Annotated in this window: 30 protein-coding genes; 13 read left to right on the top strand and 17 right to left on the bottom strand. The window is 72.3% G+C overall.

Annotation, left to right across the window (positions count from 1 at the left end; translation table 11 throughout):
* The first annotated feature begins 207 nt into the window (after positions 1 to 207).
* Together AC1QRC_RS15765 and AC1QRC_RS15770 are read left to right on the top strand one after the other, a co-directional pair.
* Complete coding sequence (locus AC1QRC_RS15765; protein ID WP_484204205.1) at positions 208 to 1,239, top strand: GNAT family N-acetyltransferase; 1,032 nt, start codon at positions 208 to 210, stop codon at positions 1,237 to 1,239.
* A 33-nt stretch (positions 1,240 to 1,272) separates the two neighbouring features.
* Complete coding sequence (locus tag AC1QRC_RS15770; protein WP_484204206.1) at positions 1,273 to 1,515, top strand: type IV toxin-antitoxin system AbiEi family antitoxin domain-containing protein; 243 nt, start codon at positions 1,273 to 1,275, stop codon at positions 1,513 to 1,515.
* A 219-nt stretch (positions 1,516 to 1,734) separates the two neighbouring features.
* Here AC1QRC_RS15770 and AC1QRC_RS15775 read toward each other — a convergent pair whose 3' ends face one another.
* From AC1QRC_RS15775 to AC1QRC_RS15785, 3 genes are read right to left on the bottom strand one after another with little or no spacing between them, the layout of a single operon-like run.
* A complete protein-coding gene (locus AC1QRC_RS15775) occupies positions 1,735 to 1,977 on the bottom strand; it encodes a toxin (RefSeq protein WP_484204207.1) in 243 nt (80 codons plus the stop codon).
* Positions 1,974 to 2,222 (bottom strand): DUF6290 family protein, encoded by a 249-nt coding sequence (locus AC1QRC_RS15780; RefSeq protein ID WP_484204208.1) that lies wholly within the window; start codon positions 2,220 to 2,222, stop codon positions 1,974 to 1,976. Before AC1QRC_RS15780 ends, AC1QRC_RS15775 begins: the two co-directional genes overlap by 4 nt.
* Positions 2,223 to 2,282: 60 nt before the next feature.
* Complete coding sequence (locus tag AC1QRC_RS15785) at positions 2,283 to 2,624, bottom strand: DUF4345 domain-containing protein (protein WP_484204209.1); 342 nt, start codon at positions 2,622 to 2,624, stop codon at positions 2,283 to 2,285.
* A 121-nt stretch (positions 2,625 to 2,745) separates the two neighbouring features.
* Between AC1QRC_RS15785 and AC1QRC_RS15790 the strand changes: the two genes are divergently transcribed.
* The gene (locus AC1QRC_RS15790) at positions 2,746 to 3,573 is read left to right on the top strand and encodes a hypothetical protein (RefSeq protein WP_484204210.1); all 828 of its coding nucleotides are present in this window, start codon (positions 2,746 to 2,748) and stop codon (positions 3,571 to 3,573) included.
* Between the two features lie 21 nt (positions 3,574 to 3,594).
* Here AC1QRC_RS15790 and AC1QRC_RS15795 read toward each other — a convergent pair whose 3' ends face one another.
* Together AC1QRC_RS15795 and AC1QRC_RS15800 are read right to left on the bottom strand one after the other, a co-directional pair.
* Complete coding sequence (locus AC1QRC_RS15795) at positions 3,595 to 4,503, bottom strand: carbohydrate kinase family protein (protein ID WP_484204211.1); 909 nt, start codon at positions 4,501 to 4,503, stop codon at positions 3,595 to 3,597.
* A complete protein-coding gene (locus AC1QRC_RS15800) occupies positions 4,503 to 5,429 on the bottom strand; it encodes a pseudouridine-5'-phosphate glycosidase (protein ID WP_484204212.1) in 927 nt (308 codons plus the stop codon). Before AC1QRC_RS15800 ends, AC1QRC_RS15795 begins: the two co-directional genes overlap by 1 nt.
* 114 nt (positions 5,430 to 5,543) lie before the next feature.
* Between AC1QRC_RS15800 and AC1QRC_RS15805 the strand changes: the two genes are divergently transcribed.
* The 3 genes from AC1QRC_RS15805 (at position 5,544) to AC1QRC_RS15815 (ending at position 7,005) form a co-directional block, all read left to right on the top strand.
* Positions 5,544 to 6,449: a LysR family transcriptional regulator gene (locus AC1QRC_RS15805; RefSeq protein ID WP_484204213.1), complete on the top strand. Its 906-nt coding sequence runs from the start codon at positions 5,544 to 5,546 to the stop codon at positions 6,447 to 6,449.
* A gap of 72 nt (positions 6,450 to 6,521) precedes the next feature.
* Positions 6,522 to 6,704, top strand: a complete 183-nt coding sequence (locus AC1QRC_RS15810; RefSeq protein WP_484204214.1) for a hypothetical protein — start codon at positions 6,522 to 6,524, stop codon at positions 6,702 to 6,704.
* Positions 6,705 to 6,813: 109 nt separating this feature from the next.
* Entirely contained in the window at positions 6,814 to 7,005 is a 192-nt protein-coding gene (locus AC1QRC_RS15815; protein ID WP_484204215.1) for a hypothetical protein, read from the top strand.
* 17 nt (positions 7,006 to 7,022) lie between these two features.
* Here AC1QRC_RS15815 and uriH read toward each other — a convergent pair whose 3' ends face one another.
* The 3 genes from uriH to AC1QRC_RS15830 form a co-directional block, all read right to left on the bottom strand.
* On the bottom strand, positions 7,023 to 7,979 hold the full coding sequence (gene uriH, locus AC1QRC_RS15820) for a uridine-preferring nucleoside hydrolase UriH (protein ID WP_484204216.1): 957 nt from the start codon (positions 7,977 to 7,979) through the stop codon (positions 7,023 to 7,025).
* A 69-nt stretch (positions 7,980 to 8,048) separates the two neighbouring features.
* Positions 8,049 to 9,554: a PH domain-containing protein gene (locus AC1QRC_RS15825; RefSeq protein WP_484204217.1), complete on the bottom strand. Its 1,506-nt coding sequence runs from the start codon at positions 9,552 to 9,554 to the stop codon at positions 8,049 to 8,051.
* On the bottom strand, positions 9,551 to 10,075 hold the full coding sequence (locus tag AC1QRC_RS15830; protein WP_484204218.1) for a PH domain-containing protein: 525 nt from the start codon (positions 10,073 to 10,075) through the stop codon (positions 9,551 to 9,553). The genes AC1QRC_RS15825 and AC1QRC_RS15830 overlap by 4 nt, the downstream gene beginning before the upstream one ends.
* Positions 10,076 to 10,190: 115 nt before the next feature.
* On the opposite strand from AC1QRC_RS15830, the gene glsA reads away from it, so the two are divergent.
* Entirely contained in the window at positions 10,191 to 11,501 is a 1,311-nt protein-coding gene (glsA, locus tag AC1QRC_RS15835; RefSeq protein WP_484204219.1) for a glutaminase A, read from the top strand.
* Here glsA and AC1QRC_RS15840 read toward each other — a convergent pair.
* The 5 genes from AC1QRC_RS15840 to AC1QRC_RS15860 form a co-directional block, all read right to left on the bottom strand.
* Complete coding sequence (locus AC1QRC_RS15840; protein WP_484204220.1) at positions 11,467 to 11,796, bottom strand: ArsR/SmtB family transcription factor; 330 nt, start codon at positions 11,794 to 11,796, stop codon at positions 11,467 to 11,469. The genes glsA and AC1QRC_RS15840 overlap by 35 nt on opposite strands.
* Positions 11,793 to 12,722, bottom strand: coding sequence for an SRPBCC domain-containing protein (locus AC1QRC_RS15845; protein ID WP_484204221.1), 930 nt, complete (start codon positions 12,720 to 12,722; stop codon positions 11,793 to 11,795). The genes AC1QRC_RS15840 and AC1QRC_RS15845 overlap by 4 nt, the downstream gene beginning before the upstream one ends.
* A 107-nt stretch (positions 12,723 to 12,829) precedes the next feature.
* Positions 12,830 to 13,279 (bottom strand): group II truncated hemoglobin, encoded by a 450-nt coding sequence (locus tag AC1QRC_RS15850; protein WP_484204222.1) that lies wholly within the window; start codon positions 13,277 to 13,279, stop codon positions 12,830 to 12,832.
* Between the two features lie 49 nt (positions 13,280 to 13,328).
* Positions 13,329 to 14,474, bottom strand: a complete 1,146-nt coding sequence (locus AC1QRC_RS15855; RefSeq protein ID WP_484204223.1) for a baeRF3 domain-containing protein — start codon at positions 14,472 to 14,474, stop codon at positions 13,329 to 13,331.
* A 9-nt stretch (positions 14,475 to 14,483) separates the two neighbouring features.
* Positions 14,484 to 15,632, bottom strand: coding sequence for an aminotransferase class V-fold PLP-dependent enzyme (locus AC1QRC_RS15860; RefSeq protein ID WP_484204224.1), 1,149 nt, complete (start codon positions 15,630 to 15,632; stop codon positions 14,484 to 14,486).
* Between the two features lie 129 nt (positions 15,633 to 15,761).
* On the opposite strand from AC1QRC_RS15860, the gene AC1QRC_RS15865 reads away from it, so the two are divergent.
* A complete protein-coding gene (locus tag AC1QRC_RS15865; RefSeq protein WP_484204225.1) occupies positions 15,762 to 16,127 on the top strand; it encodes a VOC family protein in 366 nt (121 codons plus the stop codon).
* Positions 16,128 to 16,231: 104 nt separating this feature from the next.
* Positions 16,232 to 16,870 carry a hypothetical protein gene (locus tag AC1QRC_RS15870; protein WP_484204226.1) on the top strand — a complete coding sequence of 213 codons (639 nt, stop codon included), beginning with the start codon at positions 16,232 to 16,234 and terminating at the stop codon, positions 16,868 to 16,870.
* A gap of 77 nt (positions 16,871 to 16,947) precedes the next feature.
* Here the strand turns inward: AC1QRC_RS15870 and AC1QRC_RS15875 are convergent, their stop codons facing one another.
* Positions 16,948 to 17,952, bottom strand: a complete 1,005-nt coding sequence (locus AC1QRC_RS15875; RefSeq protein WP_484204227.1) for a LuxR C-terminal-related transcriptional regulator — start codon at positions 17,950 to 17,952, stop codon at positions 16,948 to 16,950.
* An 87-nt stretch (positions 17,953 to 18,039) separates the two neighbouring features.
* On the opposite strand from AC1QRC_RS15875, the gene AC1QRC_RS15880 reads away from it, so the two are divergent.
* A complete protein-coding gene (locus tag AC1QRC_RS15880; protein ID WP_484204228.1) occupies positions 18,040 to 21,474 on the top strand; it encodes a S8 family peptidase in 3,435 nt (1,144 codons plus the stop codon).
* Positions 21,475 to 21,483: 9 nt separating this feature from the next.
* Here AC1QRC_RS15880 and AC1QRC_RS15885 read toward each other — a convergent pair whose 3' ends face one another.
* The 3 genes from AC1QRC_RS15885 to AC1QRC_RS15895 are packed head-to-tail and all read right to left on the bottom strand — an operon-like array spanning position 21,484 to position 23,776.
* Positions 21,484 to 22,092, bottom strand: a complete 609-nt coding sequence (locus AC1QRC_RS15885; protein WP_484204229.1) for a hypothetical protein — start codon at positions 22,090 to 22,092, stop codon at positions 21,484 to 21,486.
* Positions 22,089 to 23,636 carry a sodium/proline symporter gene (locus AC1QRC_RS15890; protein ID WP_484204230.1) on the bottom strand — a complete coding sequence of 516 codons (1,548 nt, stop codon included), beginning with the start codon at positions 23,634 to 23,636 and terminating at the stop codon, positions 22,089 to 22,091. Before AC1QRC_RS15890 ends, AC1QRC_RS15885 begins: the two co-directional genes overlap by 4 nt.
* The gene (locus AC1QRC_RS15895) at positions 23,633 to 23,776 is read right to left on the bottom strand and encodes a hypothetical protein (protein ID WP_484204231.1); all 144 of its coding nucleotides are present in this window, start codon (positions 23,774 to 23,776) and stop codon (positions 23,633 to 23,635) included. Before AC1QRC_RS15895 ends, AC1QRC_RS15890 begins: the two co-directional genes overlap by 4 nt.
* A gap of 211 nt (positions 23,777 to 23,987) precedes the next feature.
* Here AC1QRC_RS15895 and AC1QRC_RS15900 point away from each other — a divergent pair, with 211 nt between their 5' ends.
* The 3 genes from AC1QRC_RS15900 to AC1QRC_RS15910 are packed head-to-tail and all read left to right on the top strand — an operon-like array spanning position 23,988 to position 26,824.
* Positions 23,988 to 25,205 carry a glycerophosphodiester phosphodiesterase family protein gene (locus AC1QRC_RS15900; RefSeq protein WP_484204232.1) on the top strand — a complete coding sequence of 406 codons (1,218 nt, stop codon included), beginning with the start codon at positions 23,988 to 23,990 and terminating at the stop codon, positions 25,203 to 25,205.
* Between the two features lie 15 nt (positions 25,206 to 25,220).
* The gene (locus AC1QRC_RS15905; RefSeq protein ID WP_484204233.1) at positions 25,221 to 26,195 is read left to right on the top strand and encodes an anion permease; all 975 of its coding nucleotides are present in this window, start codon (positions 25,221 to 25,223) and stop codon (positions 26,193 to 26,195) included.
* Positions 26,192 to 26,824 carry a DUF47 domain-containing protein gene (locus AC1QRC_RS15910; RefSeq protein ID WP_484204234.1) on the top strand — a complete coding sequence of 211 codons (633 nt, stop codon included), beginning with the start codon at positions 26,192 to 26,194 and terminating at the stop codon, positions 26,822 to 26,824. Before AC1QRC_RS15905 ends, AC1QRC_RS15910 begins: the two co-directional genes overlap by 4 nt.
* The last annotated feature ends 48 nt before the right edge of the window (positions 26,825 to 26,872 follow it).

The raw sequence follows: 26,872 nt of genomic DNA on the forward strand, positions 1-26,872 counted from the left end.
CTCTCGGTCAGTGGGCCAGCGCCCGGTCCCATCCCTCGGCTAGCCACTCTCCAGTGCCATCGACATCGGCCCACTTGTCCAGTCCGACCAAACCCTAGCCGGAAGGGCGTGGGCGGAGCCCGCCGCCGGCGGCCTCATGCTCGACGCTGGACCGCTGCCGCCCACAATCCCGTTGCGATGCCCCGCGCAGGGGTCGACCATGACGGGGTGAGCAACACCCCCTTCTCCCTGCGGACCGAGCGTCTGCTCATCCGCATGCCCCGGGCCGAGGACATCGACACCCTCACGGCATACCGCAACGACCCCGAGGTCAACGCCCTGCAGGATTGGGACCTGCCCTACCCGCGCGAGCGCGCCGAGCGCATGGTCGCCGCCCTGGCCGACCGCGAGGACGTCCTGACCGGCGAGAGCACCCAGCTCGCGATCGACGTCGACGGGGAGTTGGTCGGCGACATGTACGTCGGGGTCGATGAGCACGGGGGCATCGCCGAGATCGGCTGCACGCTGAACAGTCCCCACCAGGGCAAGGGGTATGCCGTGGAGGCCCTGTCAGCGGTCGTCGACCACCTCGTCGACCACGTGGGCGTGCACCGCATCATCGCCCAACTCTCCCCCGACAACGACGCCAGCGCCCGCATGCTCGAGCGGCTCGGGATGACCGTCGAGTCCCTGACCCGCAAGTCGTACTGGTGGCGGGGCACCTGGGACGACAACCTCCTCTACTCCATGTCAGCCGAGGACCGGCGGGCCTGGCGGGACCGGCCGCGGACGGCGCCGGATCAGGTGCGGCTCGTCGAGCTCACCCATGCCAACTTCGCGCAGTACCAGGCGCTGCGCACCCACAAGTCGCAGGAGCAGTTCGTCGCCACCATGGACCGGTCGTACGGCGATGCCCTCTTCCCCGAGCCGGAGCAGGGGCACCCGGTCGTGCCCGTGCTCCGCGGGATCGAGGCCGACGGCGAGGCAGCCGGGTTCTTGATGTATGCCGACGGCGTCAACGAGGGGACGCCGCACCCCTACCTCTGGCGGTTCCTCATCGACCGCCGCCACCAGGGCCGCGGGATCGGCGCCCGCGCCCTGGACAGCTGGGCGCAGGAGCTGCGCGCTGCCGGCCACACCCGGGCCGAGACGAGCTGGGTGCAGGCCCCGGGCGGACCTGAGCCGTTCTATCTCAAGGCCGGGTTCGTCCTCACCGGCGAGATGGAAGGCGACGAGGCAGTCGCCCGGCTCGACTTGTGAGCCCCGAGACCCTCGAACTCTTGGCTCGACTCATTGGGCCTGGTGACAACATCCCAGGCCCACGCCTCCGGCTTATCCAAGATGCACCTCAAGCGTCTGGCAGACGCCGGCACCCTGCAACATGTGCGCCACGGCGTCTACGAACTGCCCTCCTCTGCGGGGGCCCTTGCCGTCCCTTCGTGCGGCCTGGCTATTGAGCAGCCAATCACCCAGGACGCCACCAGGTGCGGTCGTGGTCTCCGGAGAGTCTGCAGCCGTCGTGCATCGGCTCGGTGACTACGTTCCGTCCAGGTATGAGTTCACGACGCCGGGGCGCAGGAAAACCACCCAGCCAGACCTCCGCTACCGCCGTCGCGAGTTATCACCCCGCGACGTCGTCAGAGTGGACGGACTCCCTGTCTGGCGCCCCATGCAGCCAGATTCGACCATGGCAGCGGTCAAGACCTGCCCGCAGCGAAGACCCCGCCGCATACAACCCGCCCAGCGGATTGAGGCTCAGGGCAAGAGTTCCCAGTACTGCCGTCGGGCAGGCATAGCGTGGATGACGATCTCCTCGCCGCTCTTGAGCACAAGGACGACGGTCTCCAGCAGCCGAGCCTGAGTATCGAAGCCGAGGCGCAGCTCGCGGTGCGGCCACTCATCATCCTCAAGAGGTTCGATCCACAGCGATAGGTCGGCAGCCTGGATCGCGTCTTCAGACAGCACGCCGTGCTTGAGTGCGCTGCGATACACCTTCACGCGGCGTGGTTGGCCAGCGCCCGCCGGATAGCTTCAGAGCGACTCACGTGCTCCCGCTCGGCGTAGGCATCCAGCGCGGCGATCTCCTCCGCCGTGAGTCGCACGGCGATGACCTGCATGGGCTCAGCCCCACGTCCCGGACGGCCTCGACCGCGGCGCTTCAGTTCCTCGACGTCATACCCAGCCTGGGCCTCGTCCGCCCACTTCTGGATCTGCGCGTCCGTCACCTGCTCGTCCACCGTCATGGGAATATCGTATAACGAAAACGGGCTGCATGGTAGAGGACAGGGCTCCTGCAGACCGCGTCACTCCTCGCGGCGGGCCACGACCTCGACGACGACCGGCGCCGCGAGCTCGTTGGCGAGCAACAGGTCGTGGAACCGGTGGGGCCGGCCGACGGTGGCCCGGGTTACCAGCCGCCCCACCCCGCCGAGGGCCATCAGCCCGGCGAGCATCCGCATACGGTCCAGGTCGGCGTCGCCCTCGCCCGCGGCGGCGTCGAGCCAGCCCAGGCCATAGCCGGCGAACACCGGGCCCATGAAGCGCACGTGCGAGTCGACGGTCGGATCGGCCGCCATGCCGGGCTCCCCGCGGGTGCCGCCGACGAACTGCACCCCGCCGATCGCCATACAGGTCCATCCGGTCACCCGGCCCAGCGTCCTCTCAGTGCGGTCATGGACCCATGCTGCACGTATCGGCGTGCTCCGCGCGCCCTCTTTGTTGTCGGGCGGGCGCCGCGCGACGCCGCCCAGAGCGAAGGAGAAAGCCATGTCCACGAAACAGACCGCACCGCGCGGCTTCGACCCGATGACGGCCGCACCGGAGGAACTGCGGCGGTATGCCGTGCCGCCGCGCCCCGACCCACAGGCGCAGCCGGGGCTGGCGGCACTGTGGGAGCGGAAGGTGGCGCGGTACCGCACCTTCGCCCACCTCCCGGTGACCACGCGGCAGGTGGGTGCGGCTGCGCACACGGGTGTCGGCACCGAGGCGCTCACCCTGTTCCCGCGGGAGGCGTGCGGGTTCGAGCGGACCAGCTTCGGCCAGCCGTTCACCAGCCTCTTCGTCACGATGACGGTGCCCAACCTGCGGCACACGCCATCGCCGCACGGGCCGGTCCGGTTCCGGACGTTCGCGGGTCTGGGCCTGCTCGACGTCCACGTGGAGATGACCGTCGACGCCGCGCAGCAGGTCACCAGCCGGGTCGAGGCCACCGGCATCAGCCCCGGCGCACTTCCGATCGAGCCGGGCGACGTGCTCAGCCTCTCGCTGTGCCTGGACCCCGGGCCGAAGGGCCGCGCCAACCTGACCCTGGCCAACGAGACCAGCGCACAGACCGTGAACGCCTCGTTCGACAGCTTCTTCCCGCCCGCCGTGGTGGTCAACGCCGGTGTCAGCCGAGGCTACGCCCAGGCCCCGCAGAACCCGCTGGCGCCGTTCGGCATCGTCTACTTCGACGAGATCTCCGCCTACTCCACCGGCGGGTTCCGCTCGCTGACCGACGGCGAGGCGGTCACCATGTCCGAGTCCGGCCGGACCCTGGCGCGGCCGCAGCGGATCAGCGAGTTCACCTTCCGGGTGGCCCACGTCGCGTCCTGAACGGCCCCGCTCCGGCGCGGTCTACTCCCCCGTCGGCTCGCCCTCGGACGCTCCGGGGTGGGCGAGGACACGGCGCGCCAGGGCGTGCCCGGCGGCACAGGCGGCGGCCAGGTCCTCCCTGGCCGGCTCCGCCGGGTCCTGCAGGAGCGCGGAGAGGAACCCGGCGTTGAACGCGTCACCGGCGCCGGTGACGTCGCGGACCTGCTCGGCGGGCTCGACCGGCACCACCGCGACGACCTCGTCTCGGCGCAGGACACGGGTCGCCTCGGCGCCGGCGCGGGCCAGCAGCACGCCCTCGCCCAGCCGGTGCAGCTCGGGGCCGGGGCGGTGGTCGTCGGTGATCAGCCCCAGCAGCAGCGCCTCCTCCCGGTTGGCCGAGACGACGTCGGGTGCCAGGTCGACCAGCAGGTCCAGGAACGCCGCCCGCCCGTAGAGGTCGATCATCCCGGTGGAGGACACGTCCAGGGACAGCCGACCACCCGCGGCCCGCACCGCCCGTGCGGCGGCGAGGGCGCTGCCCGCCGCCGGCTCCTCCTGCAGGGAGTAGCCGGTGAGGTGCAGCAGGTCGATCCCGTCCAGCCAGTCGGCGTCCACCGGCTGCAGCATCGCGGACGCTCCGCGGGAGGGGAACATGTGCCGCTCCCCCGCCCGGTCGACATGCACCACGATCGTCCCGGTGTCGCCGTGCTGCTGCAGGCGCACGTCGACCCCGTGGCCGGCCAGTTCGTCGGCGAGCACCCGCCCGGCCAGGTCATCCCCGACGCACCCGATGAAGCGGGTGGGGACGCGGCGCCCGGCGAAGGCGGCCACGTTAGCCGCGGATCCGCCCCGGCGCATCGTGATCCGGGACCGGGTGTCCGTCGCGGGGCGCGGCTCCTCCAGCAGCCAGACCACCACGTCCTGGACGACGTCACCGATGACGCCGAGCATCAGTGGGACCCGGGGTGCGCTTCCAGGGCCAGGCCGACCTGGGCGGCGAGCCGGACGTTGTTGCGATAGAGCGCGACGTTGGCGTCCAGGCTGGCGTCACCGGTCTCCTGCCGGATGAACTCCAGCAGGAACGGGGTGACCTCCTGGCCGGAGACGCCCTGCTCGTCCAGGGCCGCCCACGCCTTCTCGATGACTCCGTCCAGCAGCGTCGGGTCGAGCTGCTCCTCGACGGGGACCGGGTTGCCGACCAGCAGCGCGGTCCGCAGCTCCAGGTGGCGCTGCGCGCGGTAGATGGTGGCGATGTCCTGCGGGCTCTCCACCCGGTGCGGCACGGTGAAGCCGGACTCCGCGGCGTAGAAGCCGGGGTAGGCGTGGGTGCGGTAGCCCACGATCGGCACGCTCAGGGTCTCGAACCGCTCCAGAGTGGCGTGGATGTCGAGCACCGCCTTGGCGCCGGAGCTGACCAGCACGATCGGGTTGGTCGCCAGCGCCACCAGGTCGGCCGACTCGTCGAAGTTGGTGGCGGCACCGTGGTGCACCCCACCCAGCCCGCCGGTGGCGAACACCTTGATGCCGGTGCGGTGCGCCAGGAAGGAGGTGGCGGCAATGGTGGTGCCGGCGTTCTTGCCGTTGACGGCCCCCAGGGCCAACTCCCGGATCCCGGACTTCAGCACCTCGTCGTCGTTGCTCAGTTCCACGATCTGGTCGCGGGTCAGACCCACCGTGGGGGTGCCGTGGTAGACGCCGATCGTGGCCGGGACGGCGCCGGCATCGCGCACGATCTGCTCGGCCTCCTCGGCGACCTCGATGTTGCGCGGCCGGGGCAGCCCGTGGGTGAAGATCGTCGACTCCAGGGCGACGACGGGACGGTGCTGCGCGACGGCCTCGGCGACCTCGGTCGAGACGGCGATGAAACTGCTGGTCATGGGCTTCCTTCGGGCGGGGCGGATGCGTCCCTCCCACGGTAGGAGGGCGTCCGGCGAACTACCAGACCGAGGGTCGGATCGTGCCATAGAGTGGCTCTATGAGGAGGTGTGTCGATGCGCTTCTCACTGCGCCAACTGAGAGTCTTTGCCACCCTCGCCCACACCGAGCACTTCGGGCGTGCCGCCGAGGCACTGGGTCTGTCCCAGCCCACGGTGAGCGCCGACATACGGTCCCTGGAGCGGGCTCTGCGGGTCGAGTTGTTCGTGCGCTCCCGAGCCGGGACCAGCCTCACCGAGGCCGGGACGACGCTGCTCCCGCTGGCCGAGCAGGTGCTGGCCGGGGCCGAGGAGCTGGGTGCGGAGGCGGAGCGGCTGACCCGCACCCGGCACCTGGTCCGGCTGGCGGCCACCCCGAGCCTGGTGAACCGGCTCGTCCCGACCCTGCTGCACACCCTCGAGGCCGGGGAGAGCGGGCTGCAGCTGGAGGTGGTGGAGGTCCCGACCGGCGGGGTGCCGCAGGCCCTCGCCGCCCGGGAGGCCGACGTCGGCGTGGGCCACTTCCTGGCCGAGGCTCCCGGCACCAGGCGGGTGCGGGTCGCCGGCGACGAGATGTGCGTGCTCTCCGCGGGCGGCGACCTCGATCCGACCGTGCCGGTGGACCTGGGCACCCTGGCGGACCGCAAGCTGCTGATCTGGCCGCGGGCCCAGCACGAGGAGTACTACGACGCCGTGCGGCAGGCCTGCCGTGACCGGGGTCTGGACCCGCAGGTGCTGGAGTCCTCCAGCCGCTTCTCGGGGTCCCGCTCCTACCACCTGACGATCGGCGAGGCGTTCTCGCTAGTGCCGTTCGACTTCGCCCACGAGACCTCCCGCCAGCTCTCCTACGCCCCGCTCGACCCGCCCTGGCGGATCCCGCTCCACGTGGCCTGGACCCTGCCGGCGGCCCCCGGTGTCACCGAACTGGTCGACGTGCTGGCCAGGCTGCGGCGCGGCGGCCGGGCACGGCGGCGCACCGACTGAGGTCGCGGCGACTGGCTCCATCCACCGTCGGCGGCCCGCGACATGGACCCTCCCACGATGTAGCGTCACTTCATGGCACGGACCAAGATTCCGCTTGCCGACGAGCAGGGGGAGGACCAGTCGGCGGACCTGGACGCGCTCGCTTCCAGCGCGGGGGCCTGGGAGCGGGACGAGGACGGTGCTGCGTATGTCGAGCGGCTCCGGTCCTCACCTGAAGCACGTCCCGGTGGTCCCGGGCTCGCCGGGCCCCATTGAGCAGGCAGATCCCGTCGCGGTGCAACCTTCCACCCCCTCAGCCGCGTTGCAGTGAGTAGGGGGACGGAGCGTCCCCCGCCTGCCAGGAGGGATTGCCATGACACGCAGGATGACCCGCGAGGGGGCCCGGCTCACCGGGCTGTTCATACTGACCGCCGCCGTCGGGCTCGGCCTGGGGATCTACAGCGCTGACCGGGGAGACGCCGCGGGGGCAGCCGCCGACCCCGACCAGGGGATCGCGCTGATCCTGGACCACGCCGACTGGACCCTCGGCACCGAAGGCCACGACGCCCTGGACTAACTGGGGCGCGCTGCGTCCTAGCCGACCGACCCGGAGAGCTGCCCGACGGCTCGGGTGACCAACTCCCAGAACCGGGCGTGGTCCAGCTGCGTGGCCACGCGGTGCCTGCAGTCGGGCGGGGCCGGGCTGCGGAAGTCGGCCACCGTCATCCCCGTGGTGTGCTCACCCCGCAGCTCCACCGCGAGCGGGGCCCGGCGCGTCTCCACCACCGCCGGGTCGATGAGGTAGGCCACGGCGCATGCGTCGTGCACGGGCGGATCCGGGAAGCCCTGATGCTCCCGGTAGGTCTGCCGGAAGAAGGCCATCAGCCCGACGAAGAACCGGCTCAGCCCGGAGTCGACGGCGGCGACATGCTGCTCGACCTGGGGCGTCGCCAGGGCCTGGTGGGTCAGGTCGAGCCCCACCATGGTCAGCGGCCACGCCTCGTCGACGACGATGGCGGCCGCCTCCGGGTCGACCCAGATGTTGAACTCCGCGACCGCGGTCCAGTTCCCCTCGTGGTAGCCGCCGCCCATGATGACGACCTCGCGGACCAGCTCCACGATGCGCGGCTCCAGCCTTGCAGCGAGCGCCAGGTTGGTCAGCGGCCCGGTCGCCACCAGGGTCACCGAGCCCGGCTCGGCGGCGAGCACGGTGTCGATGATGAACCGCACTGCGTGACCCTCCGCGACCGGCACGGTCGGCTCCGGCAGGTCGACGCCGTCCAGGCCCGAGTCGCCGTGGATGTCCTGGGCCACCTCGACCGGGCGCACCAGCGGGCGGCTCGCCCCGGCGTGGACGGGCACGTCCTCCCGGCCGCACATGACCAGCACGCTCTGGGCGTTGCGGGTGACCTTCTCCACGGTCTGGTTGCCACCCACCGTGGTGATGCCGAGCAGCTCGATCGCCGGGTCGCCCAGCGCGAGCATGATGGCGACGGCGTCGTCGTGCCCCGGGTCGCAGTCGAGCACGATCCGGCGCGGTGCTGCTCCCATGCCACCGATTCTGTCGTAGCGCCCCGGTCCCTCGCGCGGCGAGGGTTGGTCCGGCCCGGTCGCAGCCTCCTACGGGGTCTCCGGCCCGGGCTCGCGCAGGTGCTCCCAGACCGGGCCCGCCGTGCCAACCACCGCGGCCGCCTGGGTGCCACTGACGTCCGGGAGCCGGGAGGCGCCCGAGCCACCAGCGGAGGTCGCGACCAGCGTCACCAGCCCGGCGCGGCGCTGGAACGGGCTCTCCCGGATGTTCCACCCGAGCAGCCCCTCCCGGTGCATCAGGTCGGTGCGGCGGAAGACGGAGCCGCGCCGCAGGGCGGCGTGCGTGTCGCTGATCCGGTGGCCCAGGCCGCGCGCGTTGTCGACGGCGATCCAGAGGCTGAGCGGCGCGACGACCGCGAGCGCCACCAGGGCGACCCACCACAACGATGACCAGAAGAGCGAGGGGACGAGCGCCAGCAGGGCCGCGCCCGCCGAGGTGAGCAGGGCCCGGACGAGGCGGCGCCGCAGGGCGGCGGGCGGGTGCTGCTCCAGCGCCTCGGGCCAGGGCGTCCCGGCGATGGTCTCCCCCACCCGCGTCACGAACCCGACCGGGGCGTTCGGGACGAGGGCGGGGCTCTGCTTCTGCCGGTTGGACTCGTCCGCACCGCCGGAGATCCCCACGGCGATCACGTCGAGCCGTGCCGCCCGAAGCCGGCGCAGACCGGGCGGTTGGTGCAGCCGCACGCCGCGGATCCGGCGGCCGTCGAAGTGCGTCGCCCGGCCGATCAGCAGCCCGCGCGCCAGCTCCAGGGAGCCGTCGTCCTGGCGCTCGAGCCGGTAGTGCCACCACTCCTCGATGTGGATGACGATGGTGCCGATGGTCCCGATGACGACGGCGCCGGCCGGCAGGGCCAGCGCCACGACCCATGCGGGCGTGCCGTCGACGAAGTCGCGGAACCAGTCGAGCATCGCGGGCACCGCCTGGAACCAGTCGGCCACCTGGAAGACCGCGCCGAAGGCGAACAGCCCGAGCAGCGGGGTCCACAGCGTGACGGGGGCGAACCGCAGCCAGCCCCACTCGTGCGTCGCCAGCACGGACGTGTCCGCCGTGGCGCGGTCGCCCAGCAGCCGCGCCCGCAGCTGCTCGGCCCCGGCCCGGTCCAGCGCCGAGAGGGTGAACCGGGGGCCGTCGGAGTCGCCGCTGGCGAGCCGCACCTCCGCGATGCCGAACCGGCGCTGCACCAGGTCGGCCGCGACCTCCACGTTGCGGATCCGCTGGGTGGATAGCACTGTGGTGCTGCTCCCCAGGAACTGCACGCGCCGCTCGATCCGGTGCTCGTCGATGCGGAATCGGGTGACCGCCAGCCGCACCACCTCGACCACTGCGGTGAGGGCCGTGCCGACCAGGACGCCGCCCCCGACCCAGAACAGGGTCCAGCCGGGGCTCACCCCGGAGAGCAGGAGCCCGAGCGCCGCCGGGACCGCGGTGCCGGCGAGGATGCCGGCGAGGAAGACCGAGCTCGCCCCGATGGTCCGGGGATCCAGCCGCTGCCAGCCCCCGTCGTCGTGATCGGCCGGGCCCTGCCCCCCGGTCATGTCGCGTCCTGCTGGTCCGCCTCGGTGAGCAGGGTGAACCGGTCGACCATCTCGGCCGCCACCTCGGAGTCCAGGGCCTTGATCTTCACCTCGCCCTTGGCGGAGGCGGTCGTCACGGCGACCGTGGCCAGACCGAACCGCTGCTGCAACGGCCCGCGGACCATGTCGACCGACTGCACCCGGGACAGCGGCGCCGCGCGCCACTCCTGCCAGAACAGCCCGGACCTGCTGTAAACGGCCGCGTCGGTCGCCTCCCACCGGTGGATCCGCCAGCGCACGCGCGGCACCACGACCGCGGCTGGCAGCGTCAGGAGCGCCGCCACGGCCGCCGGCCACAGCAGCCACCCGCGGGCCGGCTCGATCAGGACGCCGAGCACCACCAGTGGCACCACGACGCAGGCCGAGGCGACCAGCACCTGGGTGAGCCACCAGCGCCGACACCGGGGGTCGACCTGGTGCCGTGGTGGGCGCAGCCCGAACGACGTGGTGTCCGCGGCCTGCCTCGTGGCGCCGCTGGTCATGACTCACCCCCGCATGGGTTGAAACCGGTACTCCTGCAGCGTAGGGGGCACCCCGTCGGCGGCGCGCGGTCTTTCTCCTCAGGCCCCCGGCGCGCCGGTGTGGTTCGGTAGGGCGATGACCGACCCCGACGAAGGCCAGCTGCGCTCCCCCATCCTCGACTACCTCGACACCGTCCTCGCCGACACCGAGGACGTCGTCTCCGGTGCGCCCGCCGACTACATCCCCGAGCTCGCGGCGGCCGACCCGGACCGTGCCGCGGTGGCGCTGTGCACGGTGGGCGGCACGGTGTATGCCAGCGGTGACACCGACCACCGGTTCAGCATCCAGTCGATGTCGAAGCCGTTCGCCTACGCTCTGGCCATCGAGGACCACGGGCTGGAGCGGATCCAGGAGCTGATCGGCGTGGAGCCCAGCGGCGACGCGTTCAACGAGCTCTCGCTCGAGCCGGAGTCCGGCAAGCCGCGCAACCCGATGATCAACGCCGGCGCCATCGCCACCCACGCCCTCCTCGACGCCGACGACGGGTCGCCGGTCGACCGGATCCTGGCGTTCTTCTCCCGGCTGGCCGAGCGGGACGTCGAGATCGACGAGGCGGTCGCCGCGTCCGAGCTGGAGACGGGCAGCCGCAACCTGGGCCTGGCCTACCTGCTGCACGCCACCGGCAACCTGGCCGGGGACCCCCAGGAGGTCGTCGCCGGCTACGTGCGCCAGTGCGCCGCCTCGGTCACGGTCAGTGACCTGGCGCTGATGGCGGCCACCCTGGCCAACGGCGGCGTCCAGCCCAACACCGGCGAACGGCTGGTATGCCGTGAGGGCACCAGACAGCTGCTCAGCGTCATGGCCTCCTGCGGCATGTACGACGCGGCAGGGAACTGGCTCACCACCGTCGGGATCCCCGCCAAGAGCGGGGTCGCGGGCGGCATCATCGGCGTGCTGCCCGGCCAGGTCGGTCTCGCCGTGTTCTCCCCGCGACTGGACTCCCACGGCAACAGCGCCCGGGGCGTGGCCATGATGGAGCGGCTGTCCGCCGACCTCGGGCTGCACCTGATGGAGCCCGGCCGCCCGGCCCGCTCGTCGCTGCGGGAGCGCGAGACCGTGACCATCGACGGCGAGGAGGCCACCGTCTATGTGCTGCAGGGCGACCTGATGCTCAGCAGCATCGAGTCGCTGACCCACGAGCTCATCACCCGTCGGCCGGAGACCAACCTCGTCATCTTCGACATGAGCCGGGTCGACGAGGTGCTGCCCGTGGCGCGCCGCACCTCGGCGGCGATGGCCGCCAAGCTCATCGAGGCCGGGCACCGGATCGTGCTCGTGGACCCCGAGGAGGCGCTGGAGGACTTCCAGGACGCCGACGGTCGCGACATCGAGCGCTGGACGCGCGAGCAGTTCACTCGCGCTCGGCGGTCTCCGCGAGACGCTTGATCCGGTCGAGCCGGCGGTCCCAGCCGCGCCCGATCGCGTCGAGGTCCCGTGCCAGGTCACTCAGCCGGCCGCCGAGCGCCCGGTAGCGCAGCTGCCGTCCGTCGGGCTCCGCCTCGACCAGGCCGGCGTCGGCGAGCACCGCGAGGTGGCGGGCGATCGCCTGCCGGCTGATCGGCAGCCGCCCGGCCAGCTCGGAGGCCGACAGCGCCTGCTCGCCGACGAGCTGCAGCACCCGCCACCGGGACTCGTCGGCGAGCGCGGCGCACACCTCGACGACACCGGCCGACGCGCTCACGGGTGCGCCTCGGCATACCGCGCCAGCGAGTCCAGCACGGAGTTCCAGCCCTGGACGTTGTCCTCCATCGCGGCGCGCCGCGCGGCGGCCTCCGTGGCCTCGAAGCCGGTCTCCCGCACGCTCAGGAGGGTGGCCCCCTCCCCCGCGGCGGTGAGGGTGAAGAGCACGTGGGTGGCCGTCGGGCCCGGCTCGCGCTCCCCCAGCTCGCCCCAGGTCATGGCGAAGAGCCCGGGCTCCTCGAGCCGGTCGATCCGCACCGGGAAGTGCCCGTGACCGACCCACTCGAAGGTGCCGAGCGACCCCGGCACCACGCCGCCCGGGAAGTCCGCCGGGTGACCCCACCACTCCCCGATCGCCTCCGCCGAGGTCAGCGCCGCCCAGACGGCGCCCTGCCCGGCCGAGACCACGACGGTGCGGGTGATGGTGCCGGCGTCGAGGTCGGCCACGGCGGAGCGCCCCTCCCGCAGCGCGGCGACCAGTGCCGCGAACTCATCGAGCTCGCTGGTCCAGCCCTGGGCGTTGTCCTCCATGGCCGCGCGGCGCGCCCGCTCGTCTCCCGCCAGCGTGTCGAAGCCGGTCTCCAGCACCGTGAGACTCGTGCCGTCGCCGTCCTCGGCCAGGGTGAAGGTCGCGGTGGTGGCGTTGTCCTCCCGGATCTCCTCCCCCGGCGTCCCCCAGGTGAAGGCGAACCGCTCGACCGGGTCGTAGGCGTCGATCCGGGCGGGGAAGTCGCCCTCGTCGGTCCAGCCGAAGAGGCCGGTGGCCCCGAGGTGGACACCGTCGGGGAACTCGGCCCGCTGGCCAAACCACTGGGCGATTTGGTCGGGCGAGGTCAGCACCGCCCAGACCAGGGGGCGGGGCGCCTCGATCCGGAGCGTGCGGGTCACGGTGGCCGCGTCCAGGTCGATCCGTGCGGTGGTGGTCATCTCGACTCCTAGTGCAATCGTTGGGTTGCACTGAGCCTACGGCCGCCGGGACCTATCTGCAACCCTTGAGTTGCAGTATGTCGGCAGTCGGGTGCCGCAGGGACGCGTCAGTCCCGCACTTCCCCGCCCCAGGACCAGTGCGTGATCGGCATCGCGACAGGCACGTCGTCGGCGGACTCCGGGAAGCGGCCCATCGCGGTCGTCATCGCGGTGAAGTAGTCGGAGAGCACCCGGCGGAGCCGCTCGTCGCCGGCCAACCCGACGTCCTCCAGCGCCTGGTCGAAGCAGGCGATTGCGCGCCGGTCCATCTCCTCGTGCTGGCCGTTGCCGCTGTGCATCCGGACGACGGAGGTCTCGTCGCCATAGCTGTCCGAGTACGTCGTGGGGCCACCGAGCGCCTCGGCCCAGTACGCCGCCAACCGCTCGGAGTGGTCGGCGCGGTAGCCGTGGCTGAACGCGTGGCTCACCACCTCGTCCGCCAGCACCCTGGCGTGCCAGGCGTGGGCCAGCCGCAGCAGGCCCTCCTGCCCGCCGGCCGCCTCGCACACCGTCGCCACACCCCCAGCATGGCAGCCACGGCGCCACCCGTCAGGACGGGACGATTCGTCAGTAGCGGAAGATCGCGGCGACCTCGCTGTCGGGCACCGTCGTCTGCGAGGTGGCGTAGACGTGGCCGCCCGCGTTGAGCGTCGCGACGGCGGCGGCGTCGACCAGCGCGCACTCGGCATACCGCTCGTCCGAGGCGAGCCGCACGACCGGGTCGAGTTCGTCGGTGGCGCGCTCCCAGCACCAGGGGTCGGCCCGCACGAAGAGGGTGTCCACCCGCCCCGCGGCGGCCGCGGTCGCGACCTCGGCCAGGTCGCTGGACACCCGGCCGGTGCCGTGCAGCGACCGGAACCGGGCGAAGACCTCGGCCCGTTCCTGCTGGAGCCGCTCCTCCACAAGCGGCCAGGCCAGCTCGTGCAGCTCCTCGGCGGACAGGGCGTCGGCGTGGCGCTCCACCGCGCGGTCCATCAGGTGGCCGTAGCCGTTGAGGTCGCGGTAGGCGGCGACCAGGGGCTCGGGGCCGACCAGCACCAGGGGCGAGGTCTGGGCGCGCAGGACGTCCTGCAACCCGGTCGCGACCGCCCGCAGGAACCGGGTGATCTCATCCTGCCGCAGGTGCGTGTCACCGCCGCCGTGTCCGTAGAAGACCGCCCGGCCGCCCCGCCCGGACAGCGGCCGCGCCATCGTGTCCGAGCGTGCGTCGTGCGGCTTGGCGACCTCGGTCAGGCTGGTCGGGACGTCGGAGAACTCGACCTGCTCGACGGTGTTGCGGGTGCCCTCCAGCAGCCGGGTCTCCTGCTGGCTGAGCGCCAGGAGGAGGAAGTGCTCGTCGCCGGACAGCAGGCGGAGCAGCGGCCCCAGCACCGTCTGGTCCCCGACCGTCGCCAGAGTCTTCATCGGGGCGGGCACCCGGTAGGTGCGGTGGCCGTCCCGGCTGAGGAACATGGCCAGGCCGTCACTCATGTACTGCCAGTCCATCGCGTCGTCCAACAGCTCCCGTGCCGGCCGGAGCAGCGTCACCGCCTCGGGCTTGCGCAGCTGCTCCAGCAGCACCGCCTCGACCCCGTTGACCAGGTTCTTCCACCGCAGCCGGTCGGCGTCGGTCTCCCGGCCGGCGCGGTGCGTCGGCATGAACAGCGACACGTGTGGCCCCGACACCCCCGGGTTGGCGATGCTCTCCAGCTCCTGGCGGGTCAACAGGTCCACGAGATCCTCCTAGGGTGTCTGATCCTCCAGCGCCAGGGCCCGGTCCAGGCCCTGCGCCAGTCGCTGCACGGTGCCGTCGACGTCGGCCCACTTGTCCAGGCCGAACAGGCCGAGCCGGAACGTCGAGAAGTCCTCCGGCTCGCCGCACATCAGCGGCACGCCGCCGGCGGCCTGGACGCCGACCTTGACGAACTTCGCCGCCGTCTTCAGGCCCGGGTCGTCGGTGTGCACCACGACCACGGACGGCGCGGCGAACCCGTCGGCAGCGACCGAGACGAACCCGCGCTCGGCCAGCACCGCCCGGACCTTCGTGCCGAGGTCGACCTGCGCCTCGCGCAGCGCGGGCAGCCCCCGCGACACGGCCTCCTGCATAATCTCGACGTTGTGCGCGAGGGCATCCGTGGGCATGGTGGCGTGGTAGGCGTGCCGGCCCTCGGCATACCCCTCGGCGATGCCCAGCCACCGCTTGAGGTCACCGGAGAAGCTGCTCGACGTACTCGCGTTGATCGCCTCCCGGGCCGCCTCGTTGACCATGACGTAGGCCGCACCGGGCCACCCGCTCCACCCCTTCTGCGGGGCGGTGACCAGCACGTCGACGCCGAGATCCTGCATGTCGACCCACAGGGCGCCGGAGGCGATGCAGTCGAGCACGAACAGCCCGCCGGCCTCGTGGGTCGCGCGGGCGACCTCGCGCAGGTAGTCGTCCGGCAGCACCATGCCCGCCGCGGTCTCGACGTGGGCCGCGAAGACCAGCTCGGGTCGCTGCTCGGCGATCGCCGCGGTCACGTCCTCGACTGCGGGCGGGGCCCACTGCGCCGGGTGCTCGCGCGTGGTCGGCGCGGCCGTCAGGACGGTGACGTCGTCGCTGATGGACCCCATGTCGAGGATCTGGGACCAGCGGTAGGAGAAGAACCCGGTGCGCACGATCAGGCACCGCTTGCCGGTGGCCAACTGTCGTGCGACGGACTCCATCCCGTAGCTGCCCCCGCCGGGCACGACGGCCACCGAGTCGGCCCGGTACGTGGTCTTGAGGATGTCGATCAACTGCTGCATCACGCCGACGAAGCGCTGGGACATGTGGTTGAGCGCACGGTCGGTGAAGACCACGGAGTACTCCAGCAGCCCGTCGGGGTCGATCTCGGGTCGGGGAAGGTGCATACCTCACGCTATCGCCACCGGCCAGCCTCCAACACCCGGGCATGGCAGCCGCTGCCGGTGCGCCGTCTCGGTGCCAGACTGGGCGATGCCGCGGCCGAACGGCGGCCGCACCACGCCACGGAGGCGACCATGCCGCACGGCGACATCACCCACATCGACATCCCGGTGAGCGACACGGCCCGCGCCACGCAGTTCTACAACGCCCTGTTCGGCTGGGAGATCTCGGAGATCCCGGGTTTCGAGGGTTACCCGATGTGGCGAGCCCCCAACCAGATCAGCGGCGGCGGTCTGGCTCCGCGCTCGGAGGGCTTCACCCAGCCCCGGTCCTACGTCGAGGTCGACTCCATCGAGCAGACCCTGGCCACGGCGGCCGAGCAGGGCGGCACGGTGCTGCAGGAGAAGCAGCCGATCGACGACACCAGTTGGTGGGCGATCCTCCAGGACCCGGACGGCAACGTCATCGGCCTCTACGAGGGCACCACCGAGACCGACTGACCAGGGCCTGGTCGGGCCAGGATTGTCAGTGCCTCTGGCTAGCGTCGTCTCCAGGATCGGGGCAGGGTGGTCCGCCGCCCGACCCGCTGAGGAGAGGGGACGCGATGCACGAGGACTCGACGGCGGGGCTTCCGACACCGACCTGGCCGCGGCGCAGGGGCTACGGCGCGGCTGTCGTGGCGACGCTGCTCCCCGTGGTCGGCTTCGTCGCTGCGGGGCCGCCCTTCGGCGTGTGGCTGTTCTACGGGTCGGTCGCGATCTTCAGCTTCGGGACCGCCTTCTTCGCCGCGGTGGCCCTGCACCACCGCCGTCGCAGGCGACCCGTCAACCTGCAGGACGCGGTGGACATCTCGGGGGCCCTGGCCGCGTCGACCTTCAGCTTCGCCCTGGCGATGGTGAGCTCGGGACGGTCGAGCAGTTCGAACGACGTCGCCGTCATGTTCGTGTTCCTGTCCGCCTACCTCTGGCTCATGGCCTGGGCCGCCTTCCGCCGGGCCCATCGCCGACAGAGGTACCTATGGGACGTGCACGATGAGGAGCGGGAGGCGGATCACCTGAGATCACGGGTCCGCAGGCTCGAGCAGGCACTGGCAGCGAGCGACGCGGAGCTCGCCGAGTCGCGCCGGGCACACCGGGAGACGGTGGAATCGCTGCGCGCACTGACCACCTCGATCGACGCTCTGGGCGCGCGGAGGTCGTGGAGCACCGGCCTCGTCGCCGGCGTGCGCGGTTGGCTGCGGTAGCAACACCACGGAGGTGGCGATGTCGGGCAACGGACCAAGGACCTGGGGTAGTTCGCTGTACCCAGGGGTGCAGCGAACTACCCCAGGCGACCGTCCCGGACAGACCTGTTGGGCTGATCCTGCCCGCCCAGCAGCCGGCGCCGCTGGGCGAACACCCCCGCCTGGAACCTGGTCCGCACGCCGAGGCTGTCCATCAGCTCGGCCACCCGGCGGCCCACCGTCCTGCTGCTGATCCCCAGGTGCCGGGCGATCGTCTCGTCCTTCATCCCGGCCGAGAGCATGGTCAGCAGCCGCGGGTCCGGGTCGCCATCGGCGCCGCCGGCAGCGGACACGTCGGGGACGACCGGCACGGCCTGCTCCCACAGCAACCAGAACATCGCCTGCAACGCGTCCAGCAGCGCACTGCTGTGCACCACCAGCGCGCTCTCCCCCGGCTCGTGCAACGACAGGGGCAACAGTGCCACCGCACGGTCGGCGACGACCAGCTTCATGGGCACCTCGGCGTGCACCCGCGACTGCTCCCCGGCCTCCGCAGCACGGTAGGCCTCCTCGGTGCCGGGCCCGTGCTCGAGGGACTCACCGGAGTAGATCCCGAAGACCCGGACCCCCGCCGCCAACGAGGTGTGCACCGCCGCGTCGGACTCGTCGTAGTCCGAGACGTAGGGCGGCCGGTCCAGCACCAGCACCTCCTCCCGGGCGCCCCGCAGCAACTGGGCGAACCGGGCCGCGATCGCCCCCCGCCCGGCCAGCACCTCGACCACCCGGTCCGGGCGCAGTCGATCCGGCGTGTGCAGTTCGGCCACCAGGTCCCGCGCGGCGGCCTGGGCCCGGTCCAGCTCAGCGCGGCGGCGGGCCGCCAGCACGTCCACGGCGACGTCGGGGCGCACGGGGGTGAGCCGGCCGGGGTGCTCGGCGCTGCGGCTGACCAGCCCCAGTTCCTGCAGGCGCAGCACCCGGGGTCTTATCAGGTCGCCGCCCTCCCCCAGCCGGTCGGCCAGCTCGGCCACGGTGCAACCCGGGTGGTGCAACAGCTCCCGGTATGCCGTCTCCTCCTCGGGCGCGATGCCCACGGCCTCGAGCACGAATCCTCCTGGCGTGTACCGGACATGTCGCGATGAGGTCAGTCCGGACCCTTCATCTGCGGTCCCCGCCAATCTACGGTCACGACCATGCCCCGACAACGCCGATTCGCCCGCGCCCGCCTGCTGACCGGGGCCGTGCTCGCGCTCACCCTGGGGGTGACGACCACCGGCGGCGCCGTCTCCCAGCCGCCGACCCGGCCGGGCACCGCAGGCACGTCCGGCACGGCCGAACTGGTCAGCACGGGGGACGGCCTGCCCACCGAGGCGACCGTCACCCTCGTCACGGGCGACCGGGTCGTGCTGCACGGCGAGGTCGACGGGCAGTCCCGGGTCAGTGTGACCGACGCCTCCGGCCAGCCGTCCCGGGGCTACTCCCTGCACGAGGACACCGACGGCGTCCACGTCGTGCCGCACAGCGTCACCGCGCTGGTGCCGGACGTGCTCGATCCGGACCTGTTCAACGTCTCCCGCCTGGTCGAGCTCGGCTACGACGACGAGTCCTCGGAGGTGCTGCCGCTGCTCGTGCAGACCGGGGACTCCTCCTCCGTGGCGACCTCCGACCTGTCCGCCACCGGCCTTGACGTGGACCTGCACCTGGAGAGCATCGACGCGGTGGCCGGCGACCTGGCCAAGGACGACGCCGCGCAGTTCCTCGGAAGCCTCGCCGGCACCGGCATCGGCGACCCGATCGGCCTCGCCGCCCTGGCCGAGGGCGGCGCCACCCGGGTGTGGCTCGACGGGACGGTCGAGGCTGCAGCACTTGACCCCTATCTGGAGCAGGTGTCCGCCCCCGCGGCGTGGGACCTGGGCCTGGACGGGGAGGGGATGCGCATCGCGGTGCTGGACAGCGGGGTGGACGCCGAGCACCCCGACTTCGTCGGCCAGGTGGTCGCCGAGCAGAACTTCACCGACGCACCCGACGTGACCGACCGCAACGGCCACGGCACCCACGTCGCGTCGCTGGCCGCCGGCAGCGGGGCCGGCAACGACGGCGAGCGCCGGGGCGTCGCCCCCGGGGCCGAGCTCCTCTCGGGCAAGGTGCTGGGTGACACCGGCGAGGGCCAGGAGTCCTGGGTGATCGCCGGCATGGAGTGGGCGGTCGCCGAGGGGGCCGACGTGGTCAACCTGTCACTGTCCGGCACCGCCGACGGGCAGAACCCGCTCGACCAGGCGCTGGAGACCCTCACCGCCGAGTCGGGCACCCTGTTCGTCGCCGCGGCCGGCAACGGGGGCAGCGCAGTGGGCGGCTCCTACACGATCGGGACGCCGGGCACCTCCCCCGCCGCCCTGACCGTCGGGGCGGTGAACGAGCGAGGCGTCCTCGCGTCGTTCTCCAGCCGCGGTCCGACGTGGGGCACCTACCTGCTCAAGCCGGACCTCGTCGCACCCGGTGTCGAACTGCTCGCGGCACGGGCCGGGGCACGCCACGGGGAGGACCTCTACACCCCCATGTCGGGCACGTCGATGTCCGCACCAGTCGTCGCTGGCGCCGCGGCCCTGCTGCGCCAGCAGCACCCCGACTGGTCGCCCGAGCAGGTGAAGGCCCGGCTGATGAGCACCGCAGACGGCACCACGTGGTTCACCTCGTGGACCTACGGAGCAGGCCTGCTGGACCTGGCGGCCGCGACGGGCCACGACCTCTCGACGGACCGGGCGAACCTCGACTTCGGAGTGCTCGAGTGGCCGCACGAGGGCACCGTGCAGGACACCACCTCGATCAACAACGAGGGCACCGAGCCGGTCGAGCTGGAGCTGGCCACCTTCCTCCAGGACGAGCTCGTCCGGACCGCCCCCGACGGCGCGATCGAGGTGACTCCGGAGACCCTGACCCTCGCCCCGGGAGAGTCCGCCGAGGTCCTTGTCACCCTGGACCGGGATCTCCTCGACGTCGCCCCGTGGCAGGGGATCCTCTCGGTCGACCCGGCGGACGGGGCACCCGGCCTGCGGATCCCGGTCGGTGCCTACCTGGAGCCGGAGAGCTACCAGTTCGACCTCCAGGTCCTCGACGCGGACGGCGAGCCGTGGGACCCCTCTGCGGGGGCCGGGCAGCCGGGCGCCGATCCGACGATCCCGATCTTCAACGGGGCCACCGGCGGCTTCATGCGCCTGCACCCCGACGCGCAGGGGACGGTCAGCCAGCGCGTCCCGGCCGGTGAGTGGATGGTGTTGGCCCGCGTCTACACCCCGACCAGCGACGGCGGCACGGTCACCGTCACGGGCACCGCCGGGCTGACGATCGAGGAGGACACCACATACGTCCTCGACGCGCGCGACGGCGAGCCCCTGGGAGTCGCATCAGTGGAGGGGCACCCCACGGCGCCGGAGCTGGGCGTGCCGTTCATCTACAGTCGCAAGGCCGGCGGGCGCGGCTACGCCGAGATCGTCTACCACGACCCGGAGGCGGTGCGCGACGGGCGGCTGTTGTTCACCCCCACCGACCCCGTGGGGCGCGGCACCTTCGAGGCGATCACCCGGTGGTGGCTGGAGCCCATGGAGGCGGCCGTGGGCGACGGCGCGGACGCCTATGACGTGCTCGTCAGCCGCCCGACGCTCGACCACGGGCTCACCCCGGAGCTGACCGCCGAGGACCTCGCGGACCGGCCGCGGGTGCAGCAGGACTTCCACCCCATCGGGCAGGACGACTCGTATGCCGTGTCCGCCTCCACCGGGATGGGCCAGATCGGTGCGCTGTTCGGGTTCCAGACCGAGGTGGCGGCCCCGGGTGCCCGCGAGGTGCTGGTGGCGATGCCAGAGGGCCAGGTCTGGCACGAGTGCTTCCGGGCGGCGGCCAACGACTGGGTCCAGTTGTGCGGTGACGCGCGCCAGTTCGATGAGGGCGAGCGACTGCACCGACCGTTCGCCGCGACGCTGCACCCGGTGCTCCGGGAGGCCTGGCACAGCGAGGACTCGATCCACGTGTCGTCCGGCTTCAGCGACGGCGTCCACCGGGGTTCGCTCGGGCTGAACGTCGTACGCGACTCCCGGCTGGAGCTGCAGGACGCGGACGGCACGACCCTCGACACCGTCGAGGGCACCTACGCCTACTTCCGCGGGATGACGGAGGGCGGGCGCTTCCGGCTGGTGCAGGACCTGGAGCTGGTGCCCGGCGAGGTGTCGGCGCTGCACCACGTCCGGACCGAGTGGGAGTTCGCCTCCGCCCCGCCCGGCCTGGACGACGGCTTCGCGACGCGGCCGACCTTCCTGGACGTCGATTACGGCGTGCAACTGGAGCCGGGGGCCACGATCGAGCGGCGTCCCGTCACGATGGACCTGGGAGTCACCCCGGTCACGGGCACGGCTGCCGCCACACGGGTCACCGACCTCGCCGTCGCGGTGTCCGCCGACGACGGCGCCACCTGGGAGGACCTGCGCCCCCGGCGGACCGGGGACACCACCTTCCGGGTGGTGGTGGCCGCGCCGGTCCTGCGCGACGCGGAGCACCTGTCGTTCCGGGTCAGCGCGGTGGACGCCTCCGGCAACGGCATCGAGCAGACCACCACGCGGCTGCTGGCGGTCGAGTGAGGTGGTCGCTTACCCCGAGCACACGTAGTGCCGGCCGCTCAGCGCGTCCACGATCACCTCGACCGGGCGCCCCTCGAGTTCGCCGGTGACCCACCAGTTGGGCTTGCCGAACCGGATCGGATCGGTATGCAGCTCGGCCGGCCCGAGCGGGTCCAGACGGCGGCGTCGCGTGAGGGCGCCGGCCAGCAGGGCCCGCGCCGCGGTCACCGCGTCCTGCTCGCTGATCCGGGGCTCGGGGCCGCGGACCCGGGTGGGCTCGGCGGCGCTGTCCGGTCCGGCCGCGGCCAGGGCCGCCTCCCGGGTGGTGAACGACTCGTCGTCCCACGGGTCGCTCAGGTAGGCGCGGCCACTGACCAGGTCGACCACGACGTGGGCGGCGACCGGGGCGGCCGCCCGACCCGACCGACGAGCACCGAGGCGGGGCAGGCGCGACGGGAGCGGACGGCATACGAACACCACGCCCAGGAAGGGGTGGTGGTAGAGCCGGGCGGTGAGATCCACCGGGTGGGCCAGCCTGCGGGCGACCTTGCGGACTGCCTGCTCGGCGGGCACGGCCGCGTGCCAGACCGGGTGGCGCTGTCCGACCGCTGCCCCGGCCGGGAGGTCCGTCGGCGTCATCGCACACCGCCCGGGTCGGGCCGCTGGCTGGACAGTGTCGGGTCCTCGCCCGCCGCGAGCCGCGCCGGGACCGGGCGGACGCGGGCCGTCTCCTCGACGGCGCTCAGCACGTGCTCCGGCACCGGGTGGGAGCGCTGGGTCAGCAGCGAGACCACGACGATCGCGGCCACCGAGCAGGTGATCCCGATGCCCATGGGGTCGAAGCCGATGCTGTCGCTGGTGCCGGTCAGCTGTGCGGTGACGGCCGCGACCGTGCCGATCACCATCGAGGCGAGGGCGCCGGGGGTGTTCGCCTTCTTCCACCAGACCGCGCACACGTAGACCGGGACGAAGGCCGCCCCGAGCACGCTGGTGGCGAAGACGACGATGTCGAAGACGCCGGGCGGCTCGACGATCGCCAGGACCAGCCCGATGACGGCGATGACCAGGACGGTCAACCGGGAGACGTTGACCGAGGTCCGCTCCGACACCGCCCGCTTGCGGAACCGGCCCCACAGGTCCTGGGAGGCGATGGTGCCCGCCTGGAGCAACAGCGCGTCCGCGGTCGACATGATCGCCGCCATGATGGCCGCCATCACCACGCCCAGCGCGAACGCCGGCAGCACCGTGTCCGCGACCTCGAAGATCGCCAGCTCCGGGTTGTCCAGGTCCGGGACGATGAGCAGGCCCATCATGCCGACCAGGTAGGCGGCGGGGATGAATGCCAGGTTGAACAGGGTGGCGTAGACGCCCGCGCGGCGGGCCACCGAGGGCCGCTTCATCGCCATGTGGCTGACGTTGACGTGGGGCCAGCCCATGTAGCCGATGGAGAAGATCAGGACGGCGCCGATGATGACGCCCCACTGGCCGAAGTACTGGCCCTCGGCGCCCCACATGGTCAGCAGGTTGTCGTTGATCTCTCCGAGACCCTCGTGTCCGGCGGTGAGGCCGCCCACGTATTGCAGGGTCGCGATGAGGATCCACAGCATCCCGATCACCATGATGATGGCCTGGACGAAGTCGGTGTATGCGACGGCCAGGTAGCCGCCCAGGAAGGTGTAGCCCACGATCACCCCGACCGCGATCACCAGCGAGACGTTGATGGACAGGCCGGTCACCATGGCCAGCCCCTGGCCCCCGGCGAGGAACTGCGCCAGGACGTAGAAGAACATGCAGAACAGCGCGACCGGTGCGGCAACCGCGCGGGTCCACACCGAGGGGTACCGGTGCTCCAGGTAGCCGATCGAGGTGATCGAGCCGAGCATCGCGGACAGCTTGCGCATCCGGCGGCCCAGGATCGACAGGTTCAGCACGCCGCCGCCCACGTCGCCGAGGGCGTACCACATGCCGAAGTACCCCTGCGTGTATCCGAGGGAGCCGGCGCCCAGGAACATGTATCCCGACATCGAGGAGCTCTGTAGCCGCAGTGCCGTCACCGCCGGGCCCAGGCTGCGGTCGGCCAGCAGGAACCCCTCGGTCGTCTCCGACTTCCGCCGCATCGCCCAGACGCCGATGCCCAGCATCGCGGCGAAGTAGAGGATCAGGAAGCCGAGTTCGATGCTCACGACGCCTCCCCGGCGTGTTCACCGTCCACGTCCTCCACGGACCAGTTCCTGCTGATCACGTAGAACACCAGGGTGTAGACCACCCAGAACCCCAGGATCCCGACCATGATGACCGTCGTCGTCGCCGGTAGTCCGAACATGCCGCTCGCCTCCGTCACCTCGTCCGTCGCGCGCCGCCCCCGGCAGGCTGGGTGCCCCGGGTGTCGCGACGCGCACCCTCTTGCCTATCAACCCTGGCGGGTTCGCGCAGCGCGCGGGCCGACCCATTGCGCGTCTAAAACGATTTAGATAGCCTGCCGGACAACCCACGGAACGGAGTCCGCCATGAGGCGCGCAACGACATACACGAGGATGAGGGCGACCCGGGTCGCGGTGGCCTGCACCGCTTCCCTGCTGCTGGCGGCGACCGCACCGCTGGGTGCGACCGCAGGAGGAAGCAGTCCGATGGCCGAGTGCCCCCAGCCGGAGATCGTGGCCCACCGCGGCTCGGGCGGCACCAGTCCGGAGAACACGGTCGCCAGCTTCCGGGACGCCCGCACGAGCCGGGCACAGTCCATGGAGATCGACGTGCAGCTCAGCGCCGACGGGGTGCCGTTCCTGTTCCACGACGCGACCGGCGCCCGCACCACCGACATCGCCGAGGTCTTCCCGGACCGGGCTGCCGACCCGATCGTCAGCTTCACCTGGGCGCAGCTGCAGCAGTTGGACGCCGGGAGCTACTTCGGGCCGCGGTTCGCCGGGGAGCCGGTGCCGCACCTGAACCACGCGGCCCGCGCCGTGGTCGGCTCCGGGATGGTCGTCAACATCGAGCTGAAGAGCCCGCTGGACTCCCCCGGCGTGGAGGCGGTGGTGGCCCAGGAGCTGGCCACCAACCCGCACTGGCAGCGCCTGGTCGCCCGCGACCAGGTCGTGGTCAGCTCCTTCGAGGAGTCCTCGCTCACCACGTTCCACGAGCTGGCCCCGCACATCCCGCTGCTGCAGATCGGCACCATCCCCGAGGACGAGGAGACGCTGGCCCGGTGGGCCGGGTTCGCCGAGGGCGTGGTCACCAACTACCGCACCCTCGACCCCGCCGACATCGAGCGGGTCCGGGCGCACGGGCTGGGCTTCGGGGTCTACACGCTGAACTCGACCGAGGCCGTCGAGGCCGCCGCCGACCTGTGCGTGGACCAGGTGGTCACCGACTTCCCCACCCAGATGACCCGGCTGCAGCGCGGCCTCGACCCGCTGCCGCAGGCCAACGGCATCGAGGTGCTCGACGTGGTGGCCAACCCGCCGGGCGACGACCTGCAGCCGGAGACCGGCGAGCACGTGGTGCTCACCAACACCTCGGGGCGCACCATCGACGTCAGCGGCTACCTGCTGCAGGACGCGGTCGTGAACCGGCTGGCCGTCGGCGAGGGCTACACCCTCGCGCCGGGTGGTGAGCTGCGGGTCTACACCGGGCCGGGCACCAACACCCCCGACCGCTACTACAACGACCTGGGCCGCAACGTGCTGAACAACGACGGGGACTCCGTCGCGGTCCTCACGCCCCAGCTGCGGCTGCTGGACCTGTATGCCTACTGACGCCCGAGGGGCGAGGTGAGCTGGGCGCTGCTCGCGGCCGCGGTCGCCTTCGCGCTCGTGAACGGCGCCAACACCGGGGCCACCCTGCTCGCCGCGACGCTCACCCTCGACTCGATCGGGCACCCGCTCGGGCTGCTCCTGCTCGGCGTGGGCGTGGTGCTCGGCCCGCTCGTGGCCGGCACCGGTGTCGCCGCCCGCTTCGCCGAGGAGATGGTGCCGTGGGAGGGGCAGCGCTCCGAGACCGGGATGCTCGTCGCGGTCCTGGTGAGCCTGTTGGTCGTGCTGGGCCTGACCCGGCTCGGCATCCCGACCGGTCTGACGCTGGCCTTCGTCGGCGCGCTCGCCGGCTTCGGCGCCGCCTCCGGGAGCGGCACCGCCTGGCACCCCGTCCTCGTCGTGCTGGGCATGATGGCCCTGGCCCCGGTCCTCGGCGGCCTGGTCGCCGCGCTCGTCGTCACCGTGCTGGCCAGACGCCTGCGCTCCCGCCACGTCAGCCGCGCGCTGGGACGCGTGCACGCCGTCTCCTTCCCCGCCCTGGCGCTGGGCTACGGCGCCAGCGACGGGCAGAAGATGCTGGCCATCTCCGCCGTCGCGCTCGGGCTGACCGGTCAGCACACCGGGTCGTTGGCCGCACCGGTCCTGCTGCTGGTCGCCCTCGGCGTGCTCTTCACCCTGGGCAGCGCGGCCGGCTACCACCGGATGTCGCGTCGCCTCGGGCACGGGGTGCTCCCGGTGCGCCCGCTGTATGCCGTCACCTCCGAGGTCTCGACTGCCACCGCCCTCCTGGGGTCGGCCGGGGTGGGCACCCCCGTCGGCGTCGCACAAACCCTCACCGGCTCCCTCGTCGGCGCCGGCGCCAGCCAGGGCATGGGCAGGGTCCGCTGGCCGCAGGTGTCCACGATCATGGTGGCCTGGCTCGTCACGCTGCCGCTGACCTTCGGCGTCGCGGCGGCCGTGGCCGGCGCCCTGCGGGCAGGGGGTGCGCTGTGAAGGGCGTCTCCCGGGTCTCCCGGGTGCTGAACCGCCGGCCCGACGCGACCCTGGTGGACCTGCTGCGCCGCCAGGTGGCGAGCGCGATCGAGGGGATCGGGGTGGCCCGGGCTGCGGTCTCCGGTGAGCTGGGGTCGGCGCAGGCCCGCTCCGACATGGCCAGGGTGGAGCACGAGGGCGACCGGCGCAGGTCGGCCACGGTCACCCGCCTGGCCTCGGCCTTCGCCAACCCGATCGACCGGGAGGACCTCTTCCGGCTGTCCCGCTCGATCGACGACATCCTGGACAACCTGCAGGACTTCGTGCGGGAGTTGGACCTCTTCCAGGTCGTGCCCGACCCCGGCCAGGACGCGATGCTGGCGGCCGTCGGCGAGGGGCTGACCGACCTCGACACCGCGATCGCGGCGATCGGCGAGGACCCGCTGCAGATCCGGAGCAGGGCCCTGGCCGTCCGCAAGAACGAGGTGCGGCGCCGCTACCAGGAGGCGGTGTCCCGGACCCTCAGCGGCACGATCGACGAGACCTCGCTGAAGAACCGCGAACTGCTGCGCCGCCTCGACGTGGTCGGCCTGCGCCTGGGCGAGGCCGCCGACGCGCTGGCCGACGGGGCCGTGAAGCGCAGCCACTGACCGACACACGCACTGACCGACACCAGGACGATGAGGACGACCACGTTG

Source organism: Ornithinicoccus sp. (assembly GCF_057176825.1).

Excerpts from the sequence above, each read along its gene's own strand:
- AC1QRC_RS15780 (WP_484204208.1), bottom strand. The coding sequence starts at position 2,222 with ATGACGGTGGACGAGCAGGTGACGGACGCGCAGATCCAGAAGTGGGCG.
- AC1QRC_RS15790 (WP_484204210.1), top strand. The coding sequence starts at position 2,746 with ATGTCCACGAAACAGACCGCACCGCGCGGCTTCGACCCGATGACGGCC.
- AC1QRC_RS15795 (WP_484204211.1), bottom strand. The coding sequence starts at position 4,503 with ATGCTCGGCGTCATCGGTGACGTCGTCCAGGACGTGGTGGTCTGGCTG.
- AC1QRC_RS15800 (WP_484204212.1), bottom strand. The coding sequence starts at position 5,429 with ATGACCAGCAGTTTCATCGCCGTCTCGACCGAGGTCGCCGAGGCCGTC.
- AC1QRC_RS15805 (WP_484204213.1), top strand. The coding sequence starts at position 5,544 with ATGCGCTTCTCACTGCGCCAACTGAGAGTCTTTGCCACCCTCGCCCAC.
- AC1QRC_RS15810 (WP_484204214.1), top strand. The coding sequence starts at position 6,522 with ATGGCACGGACCAAGATTCCGCTTGCCGACGAGCAGGGGGAGGACCAG.
- AC1QRC_RS15815 (WP_484204215.1), top strand. The coding sequence starts at position 6,814 with ATGACCCGCGAGGGGGCCCGGCTCACCGGGCTGTTCATACTGACCGCC.
- uriH (WP_484204216.1), bottom strand. The coding sequence starts at position 7,979 with ATGGGAGCAGCACCGCGCCGGATCGTGCTCGACTGCGACCCGGGGCAC.
- AC1QRC_RS15825 (WP_484204217.1), bottom strand. The coding sequence starts at position 9,554 with ATGACCGGGGGGCAGGGCCCGGCCGATCACGACGACGGGGGCTGGCAG.
- AC1QRC_RS15830 (WP_484204218.1), bottom strand. The coding sequence starts at position 10,075 with ATGACCAGCGGCGCCACGAGGCAGGCCGCGGACACCACGTCGTTCGGG.
- glsA (WP_484204219.1), top strand. The coding sequence starts at position 10,191 with ATGACCGACCCCGACGAAGGCCAGCTGCGCTCCCCCATCCTCGACTAC.
- AC1QRC_RS15845 (WP_484204221.1), bottom strand. The coding sequence starts at position 12,722 with ATGACCACCACCGCACGGATCGACCTGGACGCGGCCACCGTGACCCGC.
- AC1QRC_RS15860 (WP_484204224.1), bottom strand. The coding sequence starts at position 15,632 with ATGCACCTTCCCCGACCCGAGATCGACCCCGACGGGCTGCTGGAGTAC.
- AC1QRC_RS15865 (WP_484204225.1), top strand. The coding sequence starts at position 15,762 with ATGCCGCACGGCGACATCACCCACATCGACATCCCGGTGAGCGACACG.
- AC1QRC_RS15870 (WP_484204226.1), top strand. The coding sequence starts at position 16,232 with ATGCACGAGGACTCGACGGCGGGGCTTCCGACACCGACCTGGCCGCGG.
- AC1QRC_RS15880 (WP_484204228.1), top strand. The coding sequence starts at position 18,040 with ATGCCCCGACAACGCCGATTCGCCCGCGCCCGCCTGCTGACCGGGGCC.
- AC1QRC_RS15885 (WP_484204229.1), bottom strand. The coding sequence starts at position 22,092 with ATGACGCCGACGGACCTCCCGGCCGGGGCAGCGGTCGGACAGCGCCAC.
- AC1QRC_RS15895 (WP_484204231.1), bottom strand. The coding sequence starts at position 23,776 with ATGTTCGGACTACCGGCGACGACGACGGTCATCATGGTCGGGATCCTG.
- AC1QRC_RS15900 (WP_484204232.1), top strand. The coding sequence starts at position 23,988 with ATGAGGGCGACCCGGGTCGCGGTGGCCTGCACCGCTTCCCTGCTGCTG.